The organism is Streptomyces sp. NPDC046335 (genome assembly GCF_055587985.1).
Map to the genome: position 1 here is coordinate 209439 of NZ_JBVJFF010000002.1, position 22720 is coordinate 232158.

At 72.0% G+C, this 22720-nt stretch carries 23 protein-coding genes; 8 read left to right on the plus strand and 15 right to left on the minus strand.

Annotated features, from left to right (window positions below; genetic code table 11):
* Positions 1-562 precede the first annotated feature (562 nt).
* Positions 563-1096 (plus strand): GNAT family N-acetyltransferase, encoded by a 534-nt coding sequence (locus ACZ6JY_RS04730; RefSeq protein ID WP_469192246.1) that lies wholly within the window; start codon positions 563-565, stop codon positions 1094-1096.
* A gap of 38 nt (positions 1097-1134) precedes the next feature.
* Here the strand turns inward: ACZ6JY_RS04730 and ACZ6JY_RS04735 are convergent, their stop codons facing one another.
* Positions 1135-1959, minus strand: a complete 825-nt coding sequence (locus ACZ6JY_RS04735) for a class I SAM-dependent methyltransferase (protein WP_469192248.1) — start codon at positions 1957-1959, stop codon at positions 1135-1137.
* Between the two features lie 70 nt (positions 1960-2029).
* Here ACZ6JY_RS04735 and ACZ6JY_RS04740 point away from each other — a divergent pair, with 70 nt between their 5' ends.
* Together ACZ6JY_RS04740 and ACZ6JY_RS04745 are read left to right on the plus strand one after the other, a co-directional pair.
* Complete coding sequence (locus ACZ6JY_RS04740) at positions 2030-3862, plus strand: S9 family peptidase (RefSeq protein ID WP_469192250.1); 1833 nt, start codon at positions 2030-2032, stop codon at positions 3860-3862.
* Between the two features lie 71 nt (positions 3863-3933).
* Entirely contained in the window at positions 3934-4710 is a 777-nt protein-coding gene (locus tag ACZ6JY_RS04745) for an SURF1 family protein (RefSeq protein ID WP_469192252.1), read from the plus strand.
* A gap of 43 nt (positions 4711-4753) precedes the next feature.
* On the opposite strand, the gene ACZ6JY_RS04750 is transcribed toward ACZ6JY_RS04745, so the two are convergent.
* From ACZ6JY_RS04750 to ACZ6JY_RS04780, 7 genes are all read right to left on the minus strand, one after another.
* Entirely contained in the window at positions 4754-5974 is a 1221-nt protein-coding gene (locus tag ACZ6JY_RS04750; RefSeq protein WP_469192254.1) for a hypothetical protein, read from the minus strand.
* The gene (locus tag ACZ6JY_RS04755; protein WP_469192256.1) at positions 5971-6546 is read right to left on the minus strand and encodes a SigE family RNA polymerase sigma factor; all 576 of its coding nucleotides are present in this window, start codon (positions 6544-6546) and stop codon (positions 5971-5973) included. The genes ACZ6JY_RS04750 and ACZ6JY_RS04755 overlap by 4 nt, the downstream gene beginning before the upstream one ends.
* Positions 6547-6934: 388 nt before the next feature.
* A complete protein-coding gene (locus ACZ6JY_RS04760) occupies positions 6935-7993 on the minus strand; it encodes an aspartate-semialdehyde dehydrogenase (protein WP_469192258.1) in 1059 nt (352 codons plus the stop codon).
* Complete coding sequence (locus tag ACZ6JY_RS04765; protein ID WP_469192259.1) at positions 7990-9261, minus strand: aspartate kinase; 1272 nt, start codon at positions 9259-9261, stop codon at positions 7990-7992. Before ACZ6JY_RS04765 ends, ACZ6JY_RS04760 begins: the two co-directional genes overlap by 4 nt.
* 215 nt (positions 9262-9476) lie before the next feature.
* A complete protein-coding gene (locus ACZ6JY_RS04770) occupies positions 9477-10136 on the minus strand; it encodes a DUF5063 domain-containing protein (RefSeq protein WP_469192261.1) in 660 nt (219 codons plus the stop codon).
* Entirely contained in the window at positions 10129-10728 is a 600-nt protein-coding gene (recR, locus tag ACZ6JY_RS04775) for a recombination mediator RecR (protein WP_125514107.1), read from the minus strand. The genes ACZ6JY_RS04770 and recR overlap by 8 nt, the downstream gene beginning before the upstream one ends.
* A 77-nt stretch (positions 10729-10805) precedes the next feature.
* Positions 10806-11147, minus strand: a complete 342-nt coding sequence (locus ACZ6JY_RS04780; protein WP_469192995.1) for a YbaB/EbfC family nucleoid-associated protein — start codon at positions 11145-11147, stop codon at positions 10806-10808.
* A 287-nt stretch (positions 11148-11434) separates the two neighbouring features.
* Between ACZ6JY_RS04780 and ACZ6JY_RS04785 the strand changes: the two genes are divergently transcribed.
* Positions 11435-12196 carry an SLATT domain-containing protein gene (locus ACZ6JY_RS04785; RefSeq protein WP_469192262.1) on the plus strand — a complete coding sequence of 254 codons (762 nt, stop codon included), beginning with the start codon at positions 11435-11437 and terminating at the stop codon, positions 12194-12196.
* Positions 12197-12233: 37 nt separating this feature from the next.
* Here the strand turns inward: ACZ6JY_RS04785 and ACZ6JY_RS04790 are convergent, their stop codons facing one another.
* The 5 genes from ACZ6JY_RS04790 to ACZ6JY_RS04810 form a co-directional block, all read right to left on the minus strand.
* Positions 12234-12884: a hypothetical protein gene (locus ACZ6JY_RS04790; protein WP_469192264.1), complete on the minus strand. Its 651-nt coding sequence runs from the start codon at positions 12882-12884 to the stop codon at positions 12234-12236.
* Positions 12885-13008: 124 nt separating this feature from the next.
* Complete coding sequence (locus ACZ6JY_RS04795; protein ID WP_469192265.1) at positions 13009-15414, minus strand: dolichyl-phosphate beta-glucosyltransferase; 2406 nt, start codon at positions 15412-15414, stop codon at positions 13009-13011.
* Positions 15411-16109: a GntR family transcriptional regulator gene (locus ACZ6JY_RS04800; protein WP_469192267.1), complete on the minus strand. Its 699-nt coding sequence runs from the start codon at positions 16107-16109 to the stop codon at positions 15411-15413. Before ACZ6JY_RS04800 ends, ACZ6JY_RS04795 begins: the two co-directional genes overlap by 4 nt.
* 175 nt (positions 16110-16284) lie before the next feature.
* Positions 16285-17643, minus strand: a complete 1359-nt coding sequence (locus tag ACZ6JY_RS04805) for an aminotransferase class III-fold pyridoxal phosphate-dependent enzyme (RefSeq protein WP_469192269.1) — start codon at positions 17641-17643, stop codon at positions 16285-16287.
* 116 nt (positions 17644-17759) lie between these two features.
* Entirely contained in the window at positions 17760-17981 is a 222-nt protein-coding gene (locus tag ACZ6JY_RS04810) for a hypothetical protein (protein WP_469192271.1), read from the minus strand.
* Between the two features lie 16 nt (positions 17982-17997).
* On the opposite strand from ACZ6JY_RS04810, the gene ACZ6JY_RS04815 reads away from it, so the two are divergent.
* The 3 genes from ACZ6JY_RS04815 to ACZ6JY_RS04825 are packed head-to-tail and all read left to right on the plus strand — an operon-like array spanning position 17998 to position 20511.
* Positions 17998-18378 carry a hypothetical protein gene (locus ACZ6JY_RS04815; RefSeq protein ID WP_469192273.1) on the plus strand — a complete coding sequence of 127 codons (381 nt, stop codon included), beginning with the start codon at positions 17998-18000 and terminating at the stop codon, positions 18376-18378.
* A gap of 55 nt (positions 18379-18433) precedes the next feature.
* The gene (locus ACZ6JY_RS04820) at positions 18434-19147 is read left to right on the plus strand and encodes a response regulator transcription factor (protein WP_469192274.1); all 714 of its coding nucleotides are present in this window, start codon (positions 18434-18436) and stop codon (positions 19145-19147) included.
* Positions 19147-20511, plus strand: a complete 1365-nt coding sequence (locus ACZ6JY_RS04825) for a sensor histidine kinase (protein WP_469192276.1) — start codon at positions 19147-19149, stop codon at positions 20509-20511. Before ACZ6JY_RS04820 ends, ACZ6JY_RS04825 begins: the two co-directional genes overlap by 1 nt.
* On the opposite strand, the gene ACZ6JY_RS04830 is transcribed toward ACZ6JY_RS04825, so the two are convergent.
* Positions 20444-21256 (minus strand): VTC domain-containing protein, encoded by an 813-nt coding sequence (locus ACZ6JY_RS04830; RefSeq protein ID WP_469192278.1) that lies wholly within the window; start codon positions 21254-21256, stop codon positions 20444-20446. The genes ACZ6JY_RS04825 and ACZ6JY_RS04830 overlap by 68 nt on opposite strands.
* Positions 21253-21930, minus strand: a complete 678-nt coding sequence (locus ACZ6JY_RS04835; RefSeq protein ID WP_469192280.1) for a DUF4956 domain-containing protein — start codon at positions 21928-21930, stop codon at positions 21253-21255. The genes ACZ6JY_RS04830 and ACZ6JY_RS04835 overlap by 4 nt, the downstream gene beginning before the upstream one ends.
* Positions 21931-22109: 179 nt before the next feature.
* On the opposite strand from ACZ6JY_RS04835, the gene ACZ6JY_RS04840 reads away from it, so the two are divergent.
* Positions 22110-22706 carry a DJ-1/PfpI family protein gene (locus ACZ6JY_RS04840; protein ID WP_469192997.1) on the plus strand — a complete coding sequence of 199 codons (597 nt, stop codon included), beginning with the start codon at positions 22110-22112 and terminating at the stop codon, positions 22704-22706.
* The last annotated feature ends 14 nt before the right edge of the window (positions 22707-22720 follow it).

A 22720-nucleotide genomic window follows, 5' to 3' on the forward strand; every position in this document is an offset into this window, starting at 1 on the left:
CATTCAGTCGAATCGGGCAAGTGATACCGAGGCCGGGCTACTGAGTAGCTCGCCACAGATGTCAGCATCTGGAAAACGACGGTGAAACACGGAAGCCACTCCGCCGGAAGGGTGGTATTCACCCGATAGCCGTCTACTCAATACGCGAGTTCCGGTTCCAGGGGTCGCGCTCGACCAGCCTTCTCCACTCGGGATCGGGCCGGCCGGGAACGGTCCGGCCCTGCGCGAACCAGCTCCTGAGCAAGGAGTCGTAGATGGGGTCGGTGCGGCACTCCGGGGGTTGTCTGCTCGTCGGAACGGCACCCAGCCGCTGCCATGGTCGTGTGCGGTCAGCCATAGTTCCTCGCCGAGAGTGGGTGGTGCCTCCGCTGGAGGTCTCCGTCTTCGTTCCTGTCCAGGCGAGAAACGAAACGGTGCCATTGGGACGAAAGGGTGGTTTCCGCCCGCCACGTCCCGGACCGGGAACATGCCGCCCTCTACTCCTCGTCCTTCCGCCCTGTCACCATGCGGAGTCCAGGTGCGGGGGGAGACGCCCTCAGCGGGGCGGGGCGGGAGGCACACATTGGCTGAGGTGTTTCTGCGGCGGCTGAGCCGCTGGCAGGCCGAGCAGCAGCGCGAGGCCGTGGCCGATCTCCACGTGGAGGCCTATCGGAGGCTGGCCGACGCCCAGAGCCACGACCGCCAGGACTTCCTGCGGCGCTTCGAGCACGACGTCCAGCAGCCGGACTTCGACATGGTCGTCGCCGAGGCCGGGGGCCTGGTCGGCTGCCTCTACGGCTACCGGGCGGCCCGTACCGGCGAATGGTGGGAGGGCTTCCGCGGCATCCTGCCCGCCGAGATCCAGGAGCAGACCGCGTCGGGGCGGGTCTTCCTCCTGGGCGAGCTGATGGTGGGCCCCGCCCAGCGCAGGTCGGGCATCGCGACGCGGCTGCGGACACTGCTCATGACCCGGCACACGGCCGACGTCGTCGTCACCGTCATCCAACGGGGCGACGACCTGGGGCGGGAGGTGCTGCGGGCCTGGGACTGGGCGAAGCTCGGCGAGTTCGACCCCGGCCGCGAGGGGTGGCTGCGACCGCCGTCACCGCTGCCGTGACGAACCTTCCGGGTGAGCCCCGGGCCCAGCCCTGAACCTCAGGCCTTGGTCGCCTTCAGGGTGTACATGAGCGGGATGCGCGGCCGGTCCACGGGGAAGCGGTAGGCGCCCTCGCGCCGTTCGAGTGTGCCGAAGCGCGCGAAGAGGGTCGTGTCGCGCTCGCGCAGGAAGTCGACGCGCAGCCCCGCGGCGGCGAGCGCGGAGACCACGTCGCCGATCGGGTGCTGCCACTCGACGCTGCGGTTGTGGACGGTCGGCGTGCCGGCGTCCGCGTATCCGTCGGGCCGCTCCTCCACCCAGGCCTCGCGCGCGAAGTAGTCGTGCTCCACGCGCGTGCCCGTGGCGTCGTCGAGGATGTCGGTGAGCGGATGGAACTCCGCGAGGTAGAGGAAACCGCCGGGCGCGACCAGCGAGGCGGCCGTCTCCGCCCAGCGCCCGACGTCCGGCAGCCAGCCGAGCGCACCGACGCCGGTGTACACGATGTCGTACGAGGAGTCGGGCACCGCCTGCGCCGCGTCGTACACGTCGGCGGCGACGAAGGCGGCCTGCTCCGGCGTCAGCCCCAGCTCGGCGGCGAGGTCGCGGGCCGCCTCCACGGCCGGCTCGGAGAAGTCCAGGCCGACGACGCGCGCCGCCCCGTGCCGCGCCCAGGAGAGCGTGTCGAGGCCGATGTGGCACTGGAGGTGCAGCAGCGACTTCCCGCGTACGTCGCCGACCTCGGCGAGCTCGAAGTCGCGCAGGGGGTCCTCGCCCGCCCGGAAGGCGTCGAGGTCGTAGAAGTCGCCTGCCAGGTGGATGGGGACGCGCTCGTCCCAGCGCTTCCTGTTGGTGTCGCGCCAGTCCTCGGGCGTCGGGGAGTACATGCCGGAAAGTTATCCACAGGCTGGGGACCCTCGCCAGCGGATTGTGGGCGGCGGCAGGCAGTATGGGGGCATGAGCGAGACGGGTGCCGAGAAGGCCACGGGGACGCAAGCCATGCCGGACTGGGAGAAGCGGTTCAGGGCACCACGGGTGTCGCTGCCGGACTGGGCGGAGGACGCCCCGCAGCGCTCCCTGTTCGTGTCGAACGCGACGGGGACGTACGAGTTGTACGCATGGGACAGGGAGACCGGCACCCAGCGCCAGGTGACCGACCGGCCGAATGGTACGACGGACGGCGTCCTCTCGCCCGACGGCGAGTGGATCTGGTGGTTCAACGACAAGGATGGCGACGAGTTCGGCGTCTGGCTGCGCCAGCCCTTCGCCGGCGGCCCCGACGAGCCCGCGGTCCCCGGCCTCGACGCCTCGTACCCCGCGGGCCTCGCCCTCGGCAGGGACGGCGGGACGGTGGTCGTCGGCCGCTCCACGGACGAGGAGGGCTCGACGATCCACGTCGTGCGCCCCGGCGCCCCGGACGCGGGCCCGGTCGAGGTGTACCGGCACCGGGAGTCGGCGGGCGTGGGCGACCTCTCCCACGACGGCACCCTGATCGCCGTCGAGCACACGGAGCACGGCGACGCGATGCACTCCGCGCTGCGCGTGATCACGCCGGACGGCTCCACCGTCGCCGAGCTCGACGACACCGAGGGCGGCTCGGTCGAGCTGGGCCTGGAGGTCCTCGGCTTCGCGCCGGTCGACGGTGACACGCGGCTCCTCGTCGGGCACCAGCGGCGCGGCCGCTGGGAGCCGATGCTCTGGGACGTCGCCTCGGGCGAGGAGAATGACCTCGCGCTCGGTCTGCCGGGTGACGTGAGCGCCGAGTGGTATCCCGACGGCTCGGCGCTGCTGGTCGCGCACGGCTTCGAGGCCCGGGGCGAGCTGTTCCGCTACGACCTCGCCTCGCGGGAGCTGGTGCGCGTCGACACGCCCGCGGGCTCGGTCTCGGGCGCGACGGCCCGGCCCGACGGCACCGTGGAGTACATGTGGTCGTCGGCGGCCGAGCCGCCGGTCGTGCGCTCGACCTCCGGCGGTGTGGTCCTCGACCCTCCCGGCATGAAGGCCCCGAGGTCCGTCCCGGTGGAGGACGCGTGGGTGGAGGGGCCCGGCGGCCGCATCCACGCCCTCGTCCAGCGGCCCGCGGGCGCCACGGGCCCCCTGCCGACCGTCTTCGAGGTGCACGGCGGGCCCACCTGGCACGACAGCGACTCGTTCGCGGCGGGCCCGGCGGCCTGGGTCGACCACGGCTTCGCGGTGGTGCGGGTGAACTACCGCGGCTCGACGGGGTACGGCAGGGAGTGGACGGACGCCCTCAAGCACCGCGTGGGCCTCATCGAGCTGGAGGACATCGCGGCCGTCCGGGAGTGGGCGGTCGGCTCCGGCCTCGCCGACCCGGACCGCCTGGTCCTCGCGGGCGGCTCCTGGGGCGGCTATCTGACCCTGCTCGGCCTCGGCACCCAGCCCGACGCCTGGGCGGTGGGCCTGGCGGCCGTGCCCGTCGCGGACTACGTGACGGCGTACCACGACGAGATGGAGGCCCTGAAGGCCATGGACCGCACGCTCCTCGGCGGCACCCCGGAGGAGGTCCCCGAGCGCTTCGCGGCCTCGTCCCCGCTGACGTACGTGGACCAGGTCAAGGCCCCGGTCTACATCTCGGCGGGCGTCAACGACCCGCGCTGCCCGATCCGCCAGATCGACAACTACGTCGACCGTCTCGCCGCGCGGGGCTCGGTCCACGAGGTCTACCGCTATGACGCGGGCCACGGGTCACTGGTCGTGGACGAACGCATCAAACAGCTCTCCCTGGAGCTGGCCTTCGCCTCCCGCCACCTCAGCCCCCGGCCGGCCTGAGTCCGGCGGGCCTGAGTCCGGCGGGCCACCCCCACCGCCGGGCCGCCCTCCGGGCCCCGTACCGTGGGGGTGTGTACCGGTTTCTGCTGACGCCCCGCTGGTGGGGGATCAACGTCTTCGTCGTGCTGGCCATCCCCTTCTGCATCTTCATGGGATCCTGGCAGCTCGGCCGCTTCGAGGACCGCGTACAGGACCATGAGTCCGCCGAACGGCAAGCAGCGGCACGGGCCGAACCGGGCGCCGATGCCAAGGCCCGCCCCCTCGACTCGCTGCTGCCCGTCGACAAGAACACCTCGGGCGAGCAGGCCACGGCCACCGGCCGGTACGGCGAGCAACTCCTCGTCCCCGACCGGGAGTTGAACGACAAGCCCGGCTTCTACGTCCTCACCCTGCTCCGCACGGACAGCGGAAGGTCACTCCCGGTGGTCCGCGGCTGGCTCCCCGGCGAGGCGAGCGCCGCCAAGGCCCCCGCCGCGCCCAAGGGCGAGGTCACCGTGAAGGGCGCGCTACAGGCTTCCGAGAGCCCCGGCTCGAACGGCGTCAGCGCGGCCGGGGGCCTGCCCCAGGGGCAGCTCGGCGCGATCAGCTCGGCCTCGCTGGTCAACCTCGTACGCGACGACGTGTACGACGCGTGGGTCACCCTCGCCAAGGCGGACTCCGGGATGAAGCCGGTCCCCGCGACCGCCCCGAACGACACCGGCCTGGACCTGAAGGCCTTCCAGAACCTCGGCTACACCGGCGAGTGGTTCGTCTTCGCGGGCTTCGTCGTCTTCATGTGGTTCCGGCTGTTCCGGCGCGAGGCGGAGTTCGCCCGCGACGCCCGCCTCGGTCTGCCCACCGAGGCCTGACACCCGAGGTCTGAGAACCCGAGGCCTGACCAGCCCGAGGGGTTCAGGACGCGGGGAGGATTCCCGTGCGGTACACCGTTCCCGCGCACGCGTTGGGCACCGTCGCGCCCGCCGATGGCGCGCCCGCCTCCGTGGTCAGGGAGACCACGACGCTGCCGTCCTTCACGCCGCCGTCCGTGCGGCCCAGCTGAGGCTCCGTACCGTCGGGCGTGCCGCCCTCCGGGCTGCCGGTGCTGCTGCCGCCGCCGTCCTCGGAGGGCGTCGGGTTCGGCGAGGGCTCGCCGCCGCCGTCGGTGGGGCACGTGTCCGACGGCACCCAGGCGAACCGCACCTCGTACGCGGCGCCGGGCCGCAGCACCATCGGGCTCGCCTCCGTGGACGGGTCCGGCAGGTCGCTCGCCGCGTCGCCCGCCGTGTGGTCGACGACGGAGACCCGCGCGGGGTCGGCCGCGCCCTGCGCCGTCACGCCGACCGCGCCCGCGGACTCGACCGTGCAACTGCTGTCGGAGGTGTTGGTGACGCGGAAGCTGCCGTACACCGCGCTCTTGCCGTCTCCCGTGCCCGCGACACCGCTGGCGCCGAGCTGGGCGGCCGAGCAGGCGGGCGAGGTGGCGGCCTCGGAGGTGCCGGGGTCGGGCGAACCGGTGCCGCCGCTGCCCGCGCCTTCCTTGCCCTTGCCCTGCTTCTTGCCCTTCTTGCCCTTCTTCTCCTTGCCCTTGGACTTTTCGGGCTGCTTGCCCGAGCCCTTCTCGGTGCCTTCGGTGCTCTTGCTCTTGCCGGAGCCGCCCTGCGACTCCTGGCTGCTGCCCGCGATCGCGGGCCGGTCGTCCGCCTCGCCCCGGGAGTTGGTGACGTGCACCAGGGCGGGGACGGCGGTGCCGATGAACAGCGCGGCGGCGGCGAGGCCGACGACGGCCTGGCGCTTGCGGGCCCTGCGGGCCGGGACGGCCTGCCGCAGGTGGTCGAGGGAGCGCTCGCTCGGCTCGATCTCCTCGACGGCCTGCCGCATCATCCGCCGCAGGGCGAGCTCGTCGGAGTCCAGTGCCTCGTCCGGGGCGGGAGCAGCGGTGGTGGGGTCCGAGTCCGAGTCGGCGCCGCGTGCGGCGAGGAGCTTCTCCAGGGAACGGATCCGCTCGTCGGAGCCGTCACCCGGCGCACCCTCGGCGGCGGTCCCGTCGGATGTCTCTTCGGGGCCGTGATTCACGTTGCCGTTCCTGCCATGCCGCTCAGATCCGCCCTGCTCGTCCCGCTCGCGCTCGCTCATGCCGGCGCCTCCATGGCGACCCTCAGGGCCGCGATGCCACGCGAGCCGTACGCCTTCACCGAGCCGAGCGATATGCCCAGGGTCTCGGCGACCTGCGCCTCGGTCATGTCGGCGAAGTAACGCAGCACGAGGACCTCGCGCTGGCGCCGCTGAAGGCCCCGCATCGCCTTGATCAGCTCGTCGCGCTCCAGCAGGTCGTACGCGCCCTCCTCGGCGCTCGCCATGTCGGGCATCGGCTTGGAGAGCAGCTTCAGCCCGAGGATGCGCCGCCGCAGCGCGGACCGCGAGAGGTTCACGACGGTCTGCCGCAGATAGGCGAGCGTCTTCTCGGGGTCCCGCACCCGCTTGCGCGCGGAGTGGACCCTGATGAACGCCTCCTGCACCACGTCCTCGCAGGACGCCGTGTCGTCCAGGAGCAGCGCGGCGAGGCCGAGCAGCGACCTGTAGTGGGCGCGGTAGGTCTCGGTGAGGTGGTCGACTGTGGTGCCCGCGGTCACGCGCAAGTCATCGCCCTCGCGCTGCGCCGGGATGCGGGCGGGCCGCGCTGCGGGCATGGGCGCGATCACCGGCATGCCGCCGGCCGCGAGGGTACGACGAGGGGGACGCAGCGCCGCCGCGCCTCTCGCCTGTACCGCTGTGAAGTCGAGTACCTCTGCCACGCTTGTTGGACACGCTTCCCCCAGTCAGGGTTGTACGCATCCGGCATCGCGTTTGCGGCGAGTCGCGCGGGCATCGCTCGTGACGATGCATCAAATGCCCCCATGCGTACCAGCTCTTCCCCTATGCCCCATTTTTCTGCGGCGTTCACGACACACCTAGAAGGCGATCGCTAAAGACGCCCCCCGCCCCCTGCCGGTTGCATTGATCGCATGCGAATCTTCGAACGCCGGGATGGTCCAGTTCAAGGCGCCGCAACACGAAGTTGGACACAGAACTTACACAGATCCCACAAAGGTCCGCTCAGCGGGCCGTGAACTCCTTGGCCACCAGCTCCGCGAGCTGGGCGGTGTTCAGCGCCGCGCCCTTGCGCAGGTTGTCGCCGCACACGAAGAGTTCGAGTGCGGTCGGGTCGTCCAGGGAGCGCCGCACCCGGCCCACCCACGTCGGATCGGTCCCGACCACGTCGGCGGGGGTCGGGAACTCCCCCGCGGCAGGGTTGTCGAACAGCACGACGCCCGGCGCGGTGGCGAGGATCTCGCGCGCGCGGTCGACGGTGACCTCGTCCTCGAAGCGGGCGTGGACGGTCAGGGAGTGCGTGGTGACGACGGGAACGCGCACGCACGTGGCGGCGACGCGGAGCCCGGGCAGCCCGAGGATCTTCCGCGACTCGTCCCGTACCTTCATCTCCTCCGACGACCAGCCGTCCTCCCTCAGCGACCCGGCCCACGGCACGACGTTCAGCGCCACGGGCTCGGGGAAGGGGCCCGTGTCGTCACCGACGGCCCTGCGCACGTCTCCGGGGCTGGTGCCGAGCTCACTGCCCGCGACCAGCTCGATCTGCCGGCGCAGGGTCTCCACGCCGTCGCGCCCGGCCCCGCTCACGGCCTGGTACGAGGAGACGATCAGCTCGCGCAGCCCGAACTCGGCGTGCAGCGCGCCGACGGCCACGATCATCGAGAGCGTCGTGCAGTTGGGGTTGGCGACGATGCCGCGCGGCCGCACGCGCGCGGCGTGCGGATTGACCTCGGGCACCACGAGCGGCACGTCCGGGTCCATCCGGAAGGCCGCGGAGTTGTCGACCACGACCACGCCCTTGGACGCGGCGACCGGCGCCCACTGGGCGGCCACCTCGTCGGGTACGTCGAACATGGCGACGTCGACCCCGTCGAAGACCTCCTCCGCCAGGGCGTGGACCTCGACCTCCTCACCGCGCACGGTCAGCTTGCGGCCGGCCGAGCGCGGTGAGGCGACGAGTCTGATCTCGCCCCAGATGTCGGCGTGCTGCGACAGGATCTGGAGCATGACCGTGCCGACGGCCCCGGTCGCTCCGACGACCGCGAGCGTCGGCTTACGGCTCATCGGCCGGTGCCTCCATAGACCACGGCCTCGTCCGTGTCGGAGTCGAGCCCGAAGGCGGTGTGCACGGCGCGCACGGCTTCGTTCACGTCATCGGCGCGGGTGACGACCGAGATGCGGATCTCGGAGGTCGAGATGAGCTCGATGTTCACGCCCGTGTCGCTGAGCGCCTCGAAGAAGGTCGCCGTGACGCCGGGGTTGGTCTTCATGCCGGCGCCGACGAGCGAGATCTTGGCGATCTGGTCGTCGTAGCGCAGCGAGTCGAAGCCGATGGACGACCGGGTCTTCTCCAGGGCGTCGATGGCCTTGCGGCCCTCGGCCTTGGGGAGGGTGAAGGAGATGTCGGTCAGGCCCGTCGAGGCGGCCGACACGTTCTGCACGACCATGTCGATGTTGACCTCGGAGTCCGCGATGGCGCGGAAGATCGTGGCGGCCTCGCCCGGCTTGTCGGGCACACCGACGACCGTGACCTTGGCCTCGGAGGTGTCGTGCGCGACACCGGAGATGATGGCCTGCTCCACCGTGACGTCCCCTTGCGATTCGTTGCTGACCCAGGTGCCCTGAAGCCCGCTGAAGGACGAGCGCACATGGATCGGGATGTTGTAGCGACGGGCGTACTCCACGCAGCGGTGGAGCAGCACCTTGGACCCGGAGCTCGCGAGCTCCAGCATGTCCTCGAACGAGATCCAGTCGATCTTCCGGGCCTTCTTGACCACACGGGGGTCGGCGGTGAAGACACCGTCCACGTCCGTGTAGATCTCGCAGACCTCGGCGTCGAGGGCGGCGGCGAGGGCGACGGCCGTCGTGTCCGAACCACCACGTCCGAGGGTGGTGATGTTCTTCCCCTCCTGGCTGACGCCCTGGAACCCGGCGACGATGGCGATGTTGCCCTCGTCGATCGAGGTCCTGATGCGCCCGGGGGTGACATCGATGATCCGCGCCTTGTTGTGGACGGAGTCGGTGATGACGCCGGCCTGGCTACCGGTGAACGACTGGGCCTCGTGGCCCAGGTTTTTGATCGCCATGGCGAGCAGCGCCATGGAGATCCGCTCCCCGGCGGTCAGCAGCATGTCGAATTCGCGCCCGGCAGGGATCGGGGATACCTGCCCGGCAAGATCGATCAACTCATCCGTCGTGTCGCCCATCGCCGACACCACGACAACGACCTGATGGCCGTTCTTCTTGGCATCGACGATCCTCTTGGCGACCCGCTTGATGCCCTCGGCATCGGCTACGGAGGAGCCTCCGTACTTCTGCACGACAAGGCCCACGTGCGCTCCTCGCTCAATCCGTTGTGCGGTCGGCTCAGTCTAACGAGCGGCCGAAATTCGCCTGGCCCATATCAGAGGGTGAGATGTCCCGCCCACTCCCTGACCGGCCCGGCATACGTCCCGCTGATCGGGACATACGTCCCGGCCGCCCGGCTGGGCTCATGCCCGCTTCGGAGCACTGCACTCCGGAAAGTGGGACGCGTCACAGCATCCGGTCACTTGACCGTGCGCAGACCCAGGGGACCCGCGATCTCCTCGGCCATGACCTTGCCCGCCGCCTCTTCGAGGGTCTCCTCCGCGAGGTCCTCGTCCGTGTCCAGGCCGTCCAGGTCCTCCAGGGGCTGGTTCAGGCGGACGTGGGCCACCAGGGACTGGAGGGCCCGCAGGGCGCCCGAGGCGGTGGAGCCCCAGTTGGAGAAGTAGGAGAACTGCCACCACCACAGGGCCTCGGTGGTGCGGCCCGCCCGGTAGTGGGCCAGGCCGTGGGCGAGGTCGGCGACGACGTCCGCCAGGTCGTCCGAGATGCGGCAGGGGACCGGGGCCTTGCGGGGCTCGTACGGGTCGAAGACCTCGGAGTAGACGTCGATGGGGTCGAGGAGCGCCGCAAGGCGCTGGCGGAGGTCGTCGACGTCCTGCTCCGGGCCGATGTCCGGCTCGTACCGCTCGTCGGGGAGGATGTCCTCGTGCGCGCCCAGGCGGCCGCCGGCCAGGAGGAGCTGGGAGACCTCAAGGAGGAGGAAGGGGACCGCCGATTCCGGCTCGTCGCCCTTCGCGACCTCCCTGACCGAGACGATGAAGCTCGCGACCTGGTCGGAGATCTGGACCGCGAAGTCGTCCGGGTTGTCGGTCACTGTGTTCAGCGTGGCGTCAGACATCTAGGAGTCGTCTCCCCTCGAAGGCGCGGCCGAGGGTGACCTCGTCCGCGTATTCCAGATCTCCCCCGACAGGGAGGCCGCTGGCCAGGCGGGTGACCTTCAGGCCCATGGGCTTGATCATGCGTGCCAGATACGTCGCCGTCGCCTCGCCCTCCAGGTTCGGGTCCGTGGCAAGGATCAGCTCGGTGACCGTGCCGTCTGCCAGGCGCGCGAGGAGTTCCCGTATCCGCAGGTCGTCGGGGCCCACGCCCTCGATCGGGCTGATCGCGCCGCCCAGGACGTGGTACTTCCCCCGGAACTCGCGCGTACGCTCGATCGCCACGACGTCCTTCGGCTCCTCCACCACACAGATGACGGAGAGGTCGCGGCGCGGGTCGCGGCAGATGTTGCAGAGCTCTTCCTGCGCGACGTTCCCGCAGGTCGCGCAGAAGCGGACCTTGTCCTTCACCTCAAGGAGGGCGTGCGCGAGGCGCCGGACGTCCGTGGGCTCCGTCTGGAGGATGTGGAAGGCGATCCGCTGCGCGCTCTTGGGACCGACGCCGGGCAGCCTGCCCAACTCGTCGATGAGGTCCTGGACCACGCCTTCGTACAACGGAACGCCTCTCTGGGGATGCTGCCGGGTGCTGCTGCGTGCTGCCTGATACGTACGGTAGTTGGCCGGGTCGGTTCTTAGAAGGGAAGGCCCGGGATGCCGCCGCCGCCCAGGCCCTGCGCGAGCGGGCCCAGCTTCTGCTGCTGGAGCGCCTGCGCGTTCTCGTTGGCCGCCTGGACCGCCGCGACCACGAGGTCGGCCAGCGTCTCGGTGTCCTCCGGGTCGACCGCCTTGGGGTCGATCACCAGGCCGCGCAGCTCGCCGGAGCCGGTGACCGTCGCCTTGACGAGACCGCCGCCCGCCTGGCCCTCGACCTCCGTACGGCCGAGCTCCTCCTGCGCGGTCGCGAGGTCCTGCTGCATCTTCTGGGCCTGCTGGAGCAGCTGCTGCATGTTGGGCTGGCCACCACCGGGGATCACGATCAGCTCCTGGGTTCTCACGGTTCGATCAACGTCTGTCACAAGCGGGGTTTCCGCTTGAAACGAGCCTACGTGGTCAGAGAGGGCCACGCCCCAGCACTCTTTCGAGTGAGACGGGGCGTCTTCGTATACCTGATCAAGGCCCCCATCCGGGCGGAAAAGCCGGGAAGGCGTGCTGAGGGCCACCCATTGGGCGGTAGTACTGAGGCTCCGCAGCGACCTGTGCCGCAGCGCCGATCGTTACGCCGCCGCAGCGAACAGTCAGGGATCTCGTAGAGGAGTGCCGGGTGAGCCAGCCGGAGATGCATCCCGAGGGGGTGCCCCCCGAAGGGCAGGGCGGGCAGGGGCCTGGCACGGGCGCGGGGGCCGGTGCTCAGCGCATCGGGGATCTGACCGGCCGGGCGTTCCCCCTCGGCGACTGGGGCGAGCCCGCCGCGCGGCTCGACGAGCTGTACCGGTGGGTGGAGCGGGGCGCCCTCGACACCGCCGAGTGGTATCTCACCGACCGGGGGTGGAAGCGGCGGGGGGCCCGGCTGCTGCGGGGCGGGGCGGCGCTCGGCGCGGTGAGCGCGGGGGTGCTTCCGCTGCTCGACCTGGCCGGGGCCGTGGCCGGGGTGGCCACCTGGGGGTTCGTGTCGCTCCTCGGCGGGGCGGCCTGCGTGGGGTGCGACCGGTTCTTCGGGCTCACGTCCGGGTGGATGCGGGACGTCGCGACCGCGCAGGCCGTGCAGCGGCGGTTGCAGGCCCTTCAGTTCGACTGGGCGGCGGAGAGCGTCCGTGAGGTGCTCGGGCCCACGGAGGGGACCGCAGGCGAGGCCGCCGAGCGGTGTCTGCTGGTGCTGCGGAAGTTCTCCGAGGACGTGACCGAGCTCGTCCGGACGGAGACGTCGGACTGGATGGTGGAGTTCCGGGCGGGACCCGTGCCGCTGGTCATGCAGGCCACGGTCCCCGGGCCCGCCCGGGAGGCTCCCGTACCGCCGGGCCGGATTCCGTTGCCGCCGGGGGCCCGCCCGAACATGCCCCGGCAGCGGCCGCCGGAGCCCAGGTGACGCGGTCGCACGGGAGGGCGCCCCGCATGGTGCCTGTTCAGCTGTAGACGATCATTGAGCCCTGCGCCAGGCTCCGGGTCGTCGCCGCGTGCAGGCCCAGCCAGACGTGGCGTTCCCGGGCGAAGGGGTTCTCGTCCGGCGGAAGCGGGGCCGCCGGTTCCTCCAGGGACGTCGGGCCCGCGGGGGGCCGCGGGGCCAGCGGGGGGTTCGCGGGGTCTATGCCGATGGACGGGGCCACGAACTCCAGCTCGCGCAGGAGTGCCTGGGAGGAGCCGAGCGGGCCGCCGCCCGCCAGGAGCTCGTCGTTGGAGAGCGGGACCGGGAAGTCCACGGGGACGTACGCGCCCGCGTGGTCGTAGTGCCAGACCAGGTGCGACTGCTGGGCCGTGGCGTCGAACATCTCCAGGAGCTGTTCGTAGTCACCGCCCAGCGCGTCCACCGGCGTGACTTCAAGGCCGCAGATCTGGAGCAGGTACGCGCGGCGCAGGAAATGCAGCGCGTCGTAGTCGAAGCCGGCGACCGGCGCCACGTCGCCGGAGAGGCCCGGCATGTACGAGAAGACGGGGACGGACGGGTGACCGGCCTCGTGCAGTGCCTTGTCGTAGACGGCGAGCTCTTCCGCGAAGGGGTTGTCGGGGCTGTGGCACAACACGTCGACGAGCGGGACCAGCCACAGGTCGCAGGCCAAGTAGATCTCCTCGGTTCAAGAAGGAACAGGGGACGGGCGGTGCCGTGCGGTGCCTCGCGTGCATGCGTGCACGCACGCGTACGTGCGGGCGTGCGTCCAGGCAGCGTAGTCGGGCCCGGGGCCGCTAGCTGCCCTTGTGCAGATCCCATACCCAGGCACCGTCGACCCACCGCGCCCGGCTGCCGACGAGCCTCTCCACGGTGGTGCGCAGTTGGCCGTCGTGCCGCTGCGGGGCCAGGACGAGGACGCCCGCCTTCCAGAACCGCAGGTCCTCGCGGGCCGCCGCACGCCAGGCGGGGGTGATCTGCGCGATGCGGCCCTTGTCGGCCACGTCGCGCAGGAGGTTGGAGGTGTTGCGGGGCGAGGGACCGTAGATGCCGACGCGGTCCGGGCCCCAGGGGCCGTTGAAGTAGCCGCCGGGGAGACGGAAGCCCAGGTCCGCGGTGGTCTGCCAGTGCAGGCCCTCGGCGTCGCCGGGGTCGGGCACCGGGATCGGTACGAGTGTCTCGTCCTCGCCCAGGTACTTCCGCCAGGTGCCGTCCGCGATGAACGGCGGTACGTCGATCCGGTCCACGGCGTCCAGCGGTGCGGGCACGATCGGCAGCAGCGCGAGGGCCGCGGCGGCCCCGCCCGCGAACGCGCGGGGTCGTGAGCTCCAGGGCAGGCGGGCGAGGGCCAGCGCGAGGAGCATGCCGAGCGCGGGCGCGCACACCATCGCCACGCGCGACTCGATGACGGACTCGAAGAGCGGGCGGTCGGCGAGCGCCGCCCAGGGCCCCGGCAGCACGATGTCCGTCAGCGGAATGCGGAACTTCTGCCCCAGTGACAGGAGCGCCGCGCCCGCCACCGTGAACGCCAGCGCCTTGACCACCGCGCGGTCCCAGAGCCGTACGACGATCGCGAAGGCCAGCAGGAGCAGCGGCCAGCCGTAGAAGGCGTTGTGCTCGGTGGGGTTCATAGCCAGGCCTTCGACGCTCCGCTCGCTGCCCGCGAGGGAGCGCTCGGCGAAGGAGATGAACGCCAGCGGGCTGTTGCCCGCGTTGTCGCCGTGCAGCACGCTCTTGTAGCTCTGCGGCCCGAAGAACTGCCAGTACAGGGGGAAGGCGACCAGCGGGACCGCGACCGCGAGGGCGATGCCGAGGCCGCGGGCGAGCGGCCGCCAGGCGGTCCGTGCCACGTCCCGGTGGGCGATCGCGTACGCGGCGGCGAAGAGCAGCATGCCGAGCACGGCGAGCAGCAGGGGCTCCTCGCCCAGGAAGATCTGGTACGCCGTGAAGAGGCCGAGTACGACTCCGTCCCGTACGACACGGGTGCCCTCGCAGAGCCGCAGCGCCCTGTCGATGATCGGCGGGATCATGAACAGGACGATGAAGTTCGGGTGGGCGTTGCCGTGGCTGACCATCGGGGGCGCGAAGGCGGCGAGGAGCGCGCCGACGGCGGCGGCGCCCCGGTGCGCGACGAGCCGCTTCACGATGAGCCGGTACCAGGCGAACGCGGTGGCGGCCAGGCCGCCCGTCATCGCCACGTTCAGGGCGACCGCGGGGCCGAGGAGCCAGGTCAGGGGGGCCAGGGGGACGGAGAGGCCGAGCATGACCGTGTTGGCCATGAGGTTCACGCCGTCGGGGAAGTTCTGGAGGGTCGTGAAGAGGGGGTTGTTCAGGTGGCGGACGTTGTCGGCCGTCACCGCGAAGAACCACTCCCACTGGTTCTGGTCCTGGAGCGCGTCCGGGATGTAGCGGTGGGCGGGCGCCACCCAGCGCTCCGCGTAGAGGATGACCGCCAGGACCAGGAAGAGCAGGGCGGCGGCGATGTCCGCGCCGCGGACCGCGCGGGCCTTGAGGGCGGTCAGCTCGGCGAGGACCCGTACGTAGTCCAGCGGGCGGACCTTCGAGCCCTCCTGGTGGGACCAGCGCACCGGCACCTCGGCGACGGGCCAGCCGGCCCGGCGGAAGTACTCCAGTATCTCGACGTCGATGCCCCAGCCGCGCAGCCGGGACGCGGCGAACGCCTCGCGGGCGCGGTCGCCGTCGAAGAGCTTGAATCCGCACTGGGTGTCGCGGATGCCGGGTACGGCGACCGAGCGTATGAGGAAGTTGCCGGTCCGGCCGAGGAGCTCGCGCAGGCGGTGCTGGTGGGCGCCGATGCTCGCGCCGGGGCGCGCGCGGGAGCCGATCGCGGCCGTGTGGCCGTCGGCCAGCGCCTTGTCGAGGCGGTCGAGCTCCTCTATGGGCGCGGCGAGGTCCGCGTCGGTGACCAGGACGCGACGGCCGTACGAGGCGAGGACGCCCTCGCGCAGGGCGTGCCCCTTGCCGCGGTTGCGGTCGCTGGTCAGGAGATGGACCCGGGGGTCGGCGGCGGACGCCTCCGCGGCGATCTCCGCGGTGCGGTCGGTGGAGCCGTCGTCGACGACGATCAGTTCCCACTCGCCGCGGTACGTCTGGTCCAGGTGGTCCCGGATCGCGTCCAGGGTGGGGCCGAGCCGCTGTTCCTCGTTGTACGCGGGGACCACGACCGTCAGGTCGACGCTCATGCAGTGGCCAGCCGCTCGATGAGGGCGAGGGAGTGGGCGTTGTACTGCGCGACGATCTCGTGGGCGCCGCACGGGTCGTGGCGGGCCAGGGCGTCGACGAGTTCGCTGTGCCTCGACCAGAGGACGTCGCGCAGGTCGCCGCCGTCGCTCTCGCTCCAGCGGCGCAGGTGCGTGACCGCGCAGACCCAGGACTTCACGCGCATGCGGTGCAGGAACTCGGAGAGGTAGGGGTTGCCGAAGAGGGCGCTCAGCTCGCGCCAGAAGCGGAGGTCGTAGCCGATCAGGACGTTCAGGTCGCCCGCGCAGGCCGCGCGGGCCGCCTCTTCGCCGCGGCGGCGTACGGAGATCAGGGCGTCGCCCATGTCCTCGCGGGGCGGGCCGTTCTCCGCGAGGACGCGGAAGACACCGTCCGCGATGAGGCCGCGGGCCTCCAGCATGGCGCGGTAGTCGGCGAGGGTGTGCTCGTGGACGCGGTAGCCGCGGTGCTGGTCGGCGTCCAGGAGGCCCTGCGCCGTGAGGTTCACCAGGGCCTCGCGGACGGGGGTCGCGGAGACGCCGTACTGCTCCGCGATCTCCTTGACCGTGAACTCCTGGCCCGGCTCCAGGCGGCCGCCGAGCACCTCGTCGCGGAGGGCGTCGGCGATCTGCTGGCGCAGCGTGCTGCGGATGACGGCGGGGCCGTCGCTTCCGGGCATGGGTTGGGGCCTCCCCCTGGCGTGGTCGCCTGGCCGGTCGTGCCGACGTGGTCGTTTTCTGGCGCGCTCGGACAGCTTCGGATTGCTTTCGAGCACGTCACCCTACGCGGTGGCTCGCCTGGGGGAGGTTTCGCGGTGCGCCGGGGGCCCGTGGGGGCGTCCCCCTGGCTCGGGGTCAGGTCGTGTGGTTGTCCGCCTCCGTCAGCGCCTCGTCCAGGGCCGCGAGGCCCTCCTTCGCGTCCGCATCCGTGATGTTGCACGGCGGGACCACATGCGTGCGGTTCATGTTGATGAAGGGCCACAGGCCGCGCCGCTTCGCGGCCGCGCCGAACGCCGCCATGGGGGCGTTCGCCTCGCCCGTGGCGTTGTAGGGCACCAGCGGCTCCCGGGTCTCCCTGTTCTTGACCAGGTCGAGCGCCCAGAACATGCCCACGCCCCGCACCTCGCCCACGCTCGGGTGCCGCTCGGCCAGCTCCGCGAGGCCGGGGCCGATGATCTCCGCGCCGAGCCGGGCCGCCTGCTCGACGACGCCCTCCTCCTCCATCACCCGGATCGTGGCGACCGCCGCCCCGCACGCCAGCGGGTGCCCCGAGTACGTCAGACCGCCCGGGTAGGGCCGCCGCGCGAAGGTCTCCGCCACGGCCGCGGAGATCGCGACGCCGCCCAGCGGCACGTAACCGGAGTTGACGCCCTTCGCGAAGGTCATCAGGTCCGGCACGACACCCTCGAAGTGGTCCACGGCGAACCACTCGCCGGTCCGCCCGAAGCCCGCCATGACCTCGTCCAGGATGAAGACGATCCCGTGGCGGTCGCAGATCTCGCGGACTCCGGCGAGGTAGCCGGGCGGCGGGACCATGATGCCCGCGGTGCCGGGGATGGTTTCGAGGATGATCGCCGCCACCGTCTGCGGGCCCTCGAAGGCGATCGTGTCCTCCAGGTGGCGCAGGGCCCGCTCGCACTCCTGCTGCTCGTTCTCCGCGTAGAAACGGGAGCGGTACAGGAACGGCGCCCAGAAGCGGACCACGCCCGCGGAGCCGCTGTCGGAGGCCCAGCGGCGCGGGTCGCCGGTGAGGTTGATGGCCTGCTCGGTGCCCCCGTGGTACGAGCGGTACGCGGAGAGGACCTTGGGGCGGCCCGTGTGCAGCCGGGCCATGCGGACGGCGTGCTCGACGGCGTCGGCGCCACCGTTGGTGAAGAAGATCTTGTCCAGGTCGCCGGGGGTCCGCTCGGCGATGAGGCGTGCGGCCTCCGAGCGGGCCTCGACGGCGTAGGCGGGCGCGAACGTCGTCATCGTCGCGGCCTGCTCCTGTATCGCGGCGACGACCTTCGGGTGCTGGTATCCGATGTTGGTGTAGACGAGGCCGCTGGTGAAGTCGAGGTAGCGGTTGCCGTCGTAGTCCCAGAAGTGGGAGCCCTCGGCGCCGGCGATGGCCGGCGGGTCGATGAGCTCCTGTGCGGACCAGGAGTGGAAGACATGTGCGCGGTCCGCGGCCTTCACGGCGGCGCCGACCTGGGGATTCGGCTGAGGGGTCATGAGGCCGAGGGTAAATGTCCGCGGAGTGGACACGACATGGGCGTCCTGTCTGCCGGAACAAGCGGAACCCGACACAGTGTCGTATGTGCCGCGGGGAGGCTTTCTTCACCGGGGGCTCAGTCGTCGTCCGTGTCCGTGTCCGCCACCACTCGGGCCCGCGGGCCGTCCGGCGTGCAGCGGATCTCGTACGGCAGGTCGTCCTGTTCGTCGTCGTCGGCCGGTTCCGCCTCCAGGCGGGCCACCGCCGACGGGCCGCGGGTCACGTCGTCGTCGATGTGGAAGCCGTCGGCCGGGCTCCAGGAGACGAGGAAGACCGTGCCGTCGGTACGGCACTCCACGGTCGCCGCCCCGCCCGTGAAACGGACGGTGGACCGCTCCGGGGCCGGCGACGGCTTCGACGACTTCGGCGGCTTCGGCGGCTTCGGCGAGGGCTTCGGTGGTTTCCCCGCCGGCCCGTGCGAGGCCGCGCCGGACGGCTGCCGCGAGGGCGGAGCCTTCGTACCGCCCGAGGGGGAGCCACCGGAAGGCCCCGCCGAATCCGACGCCCTCGCCAACGCCTCGCGCACCGCGGCCTCGTCCAGCGGTCTGCTGTGCGCGGCGCCGCCCCCGCTGTCCGCGCCGGCGAGCTGCCAGGCGCCCAGTGCCCCCGCCGCCGTGCCCACGGCCACCCACGCCGCAGTCGCCGCGGCGCTCCGCCACTTCCTCATGACGCCACTGTGCAGCATCGTTTCCTAACGCCCGGTCAAGACCCCGCCAAGGAGCGGGGCCCGCCCCTGACTACGGTGGTTGTATGGCGCATCTTCTCGTCGTCGAGGACGACCCCCAGCTGCGCGGCGCGCTGGTGCGGGCCCTGCGCGACAGGGGGCACGCCGTGGCGACCGCGCCGAGCGGCATGGCGGGGCTCGACGCGGCGGTGACCAGCAGGCCCGATCTGGTCGTCCTGGATCTGGGGCTGCCCGACGTGGACGGGGCGCAGGTGCTGCGGATGCTGCGGGCGGTCAGCGACGTACCGGTGATCGTGGCGACGGCCCGCGACGACGAGCCGGAGATGGTGGCGGTACTGGAGGACGGGGCGGACGACTACATCGTCAAGCCGTTCGGCGCCGCCCAGCTCGACGCCCGCGTCAAGGCCGTGCTGCGCCGCCTCGGCGCGACCGAGACCGAGGAGCCGCTGCGGGTGGGGGCGTTGACCGTCGACACGGCCTCGCGCGAAGTCACCCTGGACGGTGCGCCCGTCGACCTGACGCCCCGCGAGTTCGACCTGCTCGCCCATCTCGCCCGCAGGCCGGGCCAGGTCGTCTCCCGGCGTGAGCTGCTGGCCGAGGTCTGGCAGCAGCCGCTGGGCGGCGCCGACAAGACGGTGGACGTCCACCTGTCGTGGCTCCGCCGCAAACTGGGCGAGACGGCCCAGCGACCGCGCTACCTGCACACCGTCCGCACGGTAGGCATAAAACTCACACCCCCGGACACCCCCGCGCCCCCGGACCCCCGAGGCGCCCCCTGATGCGCCGCAGTCTGTTGTTGCTCACTGCCGCCACGACCGCTCTCGTTCTCGCCGCCCTGCTCGTTCCGCTCACCCTGCTGACGCGGACCCATGCCGCCGACCGTGCCACGGCCGAGGCGACCGCTCGGGCGCAGTGGGTCGCTCATGCCATCGGGCCCTCCCTGGCCACCGCCGACGAGCGGGAGACCGCCGAGCAGACGGTGGAGAGCGTCAACGGCCAAGGGCTGCCCGCCACTTCGCTCGTCCTCGCGGACGGGTCGGTCATCGGGCCGCGGGACATGGGGAACGCGGAGAGCGCCGAGAACGCCGAGAACTCCGCCGTCACTGAGCCCGTCCGCCTCGCGCGGACCGGCCGTGCCTTCACCTACGAGCCCGAGTCCGGCGGGCGCCTGGTCCTGGTGCCCGTGCAGGGCGCGAAGGGCGGCACCGCGGTCGTGCAAGTGACGCTCAGCGAGCGGCAGTTGTATGCCGGGACGCTCGCCTCCTGGCTCGTCCTCACCGGCATCGGCGTCGGCCTCGTACTCCTCGGGCTGCTGCTCGCCGACCGGCTCGGGGCCCGTCTCGTCGGCGCGACCCGGCGCCTGGCCCGCACGGCCGACCGGCTGGCCGCCGGGGACCTGACCGCCCGCGCCACCCCGGAGGGGCCGCCCGAGCTGCGCCTGATCGCGGGCGAGCTGAACCGCCTTGCGGGCCGCATCGACGAGCTGCTCACCGCCGAGCGCGAGAACGCCGCCGACCTGGCCCACCGCCTGCGCACCCCGGTGGCCGCCCTGCGCCTGGACGCCGAGACGCTGCGCGACACCGACGAGGCGCGGCGCATCGCGGCCGACGTCACCGCCCTCGAACGCAGCGTCGACGACGTGATCCGCCGGGCCAGGCGCCCCCTGCGCGAGGCGCCGCGCGCGGACCTGGCGGCGGTGGCCCGCGAACGGGCCGCGTTCTGGCGGCCGCTGGCCGAGGACCAGGGACGGGACACCGGCGTCACGGCCCCGGGGCACGAGGTGCCCGTGCCCGTCCCCGCCGATGAACTGGCCGCGGCGATCGACGCCCTGATCGGCAACGTCCTTGACCACACCCCGCAGGGCACCGCCTTCCACGTCACCGTGCGCGGCACCCCCGAGGGCGAGGCCGTGCTGACCGTCCGCGACGAGGGCCCCGGCTTCCCCGGTCACGCCTCCCCCGGCCGGGGCACGAGCGGCGGCGGCTCCACGGGCCTCGGCCTGGACATCGCCCGCCGCACGGCCGAGGAGGCGCACGGCCGCTTCGGGGCGGCGAGCACGGACGGCGGGGCCGAGGTCACCCTGGCGTTCCCGCCCGCGCCCCGCGCGGAAAGGCCGTCCGTACCGCCCGCGCCCACTTGTTGATGCCCAGCTCCGGGCGGACCGCCGCATACCCCCCGCAGTACTTGGTGAAGTCGGCCGCGCGCACCCCGAACCGGTGCAGCACCCGGTCGGCCTCGGTCAGATGCCCCTTGGTCTTCGTCTCGACGAGCACGAGACCGGAGTCGGCCTCGGCGGTCCCGCCGGTCGCGGTGTCCCGTACGACGAGACCGGCGTCGCACGTGATCCGCTGGCCGTCGGCCACGAAGGTCGCCCGCTGGTAGTCCGTGACCAGGGAGGGGACGAGGCCCTCCGGTGCCTCGACGCCGTACGAACCGCGCAGCACCCCGGCGAGGAACCCCTGCCGTGCCGCGTCCAGGACGTGGTCGTCCCCTTCGAGCCGCTGCCGGTGCTTGACGGTCTCGCCACGGCCGCTCTTGAGCTTGATCTCGAACTGCCGCTCGCCGCTGTCCTGGTAGACCCGCTCCCGGATGCGATAGCGCAGGCGGCGGCCCTGGCGGTGGTCGTGGAAGGTGACGAGCTCCGGGGTGTCGTAGTACGTCGAGTGGTACCGGAACCAGCGCTTCCCGCCGATGCTGAGCGCCCGGAAGGGACCGCAGGAGCGCCGGGGGTCGGTCAGCAGGGCCGCGAAATCCCCGAAGACGTCGACGGGCACGAGATAGCTGTTGTCGAAGCGGGCCAGCAGCTCCGCCCGGGCGTTCACCTCGTCGAGCGCGATGGGTTGCGCGGCGAGCGCGGCGCGGCCGATGGCGCGTACGGCGGGGTTCACACGGTCTCCTTCGGATGGCTGGGGGCGAGCGTGCGGGACCGGCTTGTGCGTCGTCGTGGTTCCTGATGCGTGCGTCGTGACGTCTTCCCTGTGAACTCCCCGGGGCGCGTGGAAGGTTCCGGCTGGCGGAACCGGACCTCCAGCACCATGAGATCGCGTACGTAGTCGATCTCCTGCACGGTCCAGCCGAGCGGTTCGCCGAGGCGCCGGGCCAGTTCGGCGCGGAGGGCGGTCTCCTCGCGGTACACGGCGTCCAGGGTGACGACGGCCCGCCGGTCGGCCGCGAAGAGGCGCGGGTGGTCGGCGCCGTACATGACCAGGAGCAGCACGGCCGCGAGACCGGCGGCCACGGGCAGCCCGAGGGCGGGGAGTCCGCAGAGCAGGCCGAGCACCAGGGTGATGAAGTAGTACGCGACCTCCTGGTGCTGGAGGGCGTCGGAGCGCAGCCGCACGATCGAGAGCACCCCGAAGAGCCCGAAGCCGAGCGCGAGGCCGCCGTCGCCGCCCACGGTCCCGAGTCCCGCGACGACCGCGAACAGGGCGACATTCAGCGCGAGATAGGCCGGTACCAGCTCCCGCCTGCGATGCCGTGGATAGAAGACGCCGAAGGTCAGCAGCGTGACGGCGGCCAGATCGAGGGCCAGGTGAGCGCTGAGGGTCAGTGTGCTGTCCATGCCCGGTCACGCTAGGGACGGCCGGGTTAAGGCCGCCCCTGGTGGACGTTAACGAAGCGCACCACACGAAGACCATGCTTGACAGCACGCTGCCAGGCTTGACAGCACACTGCCATTACGACAGCATGCTTACGTACGACGCCATGAGCCGCAGCGACATCCACCTCACGGAGGACCCCATGTCCCGCAAGCCCGTACACCTGGCCGTCTACGACACCTTCGCCGACTGGGAGACCGGCCACACCACCGCGTGGCTGGCCCGCGCGGGGTACGAGATCCGCACGGTCGCCCTGACGGCAGGGCCCGTCACCTCCCTCGGCGGCCTGCGCGTACAGCCCGGCCTCGCGCTCGCCGAACTGCGCCCCGAGGACAGCTCGCTGCTGATCCTGCCGGGCGCCGACCTCTGGGACACGAGCGACGACCTCGCGCCCTTCGCACGCGCCGCCCGCGCCTTCCTCGACGCCGGGGTGCCGGTCGGCGCGATCTGCGGGGCCACCGCGGGCATCGCCCGTGAGGGACTGCTCGACGACCGGACACACACCAGCGCGGCGGCGATGTACCTGACGGCGACCGGCTACAAGGGCGGCGAGCGGTACGTGGAGAAGGACGCGGTCACCGACGGCGACCTGGTCACGGCGGGCCCGACCGAGCCGGTCGCGTTCGCCCGGGAGATCTTCGGGCGGCTCGGCGGCGTCTTCGAGGGCGAGAAGCTCGACGCCTGGTACCGGCTCTTCCACGACTCGGACCCGGCGGCCTACGAGACGCTCAACGCGTAGAGGCGGAGCGGCAG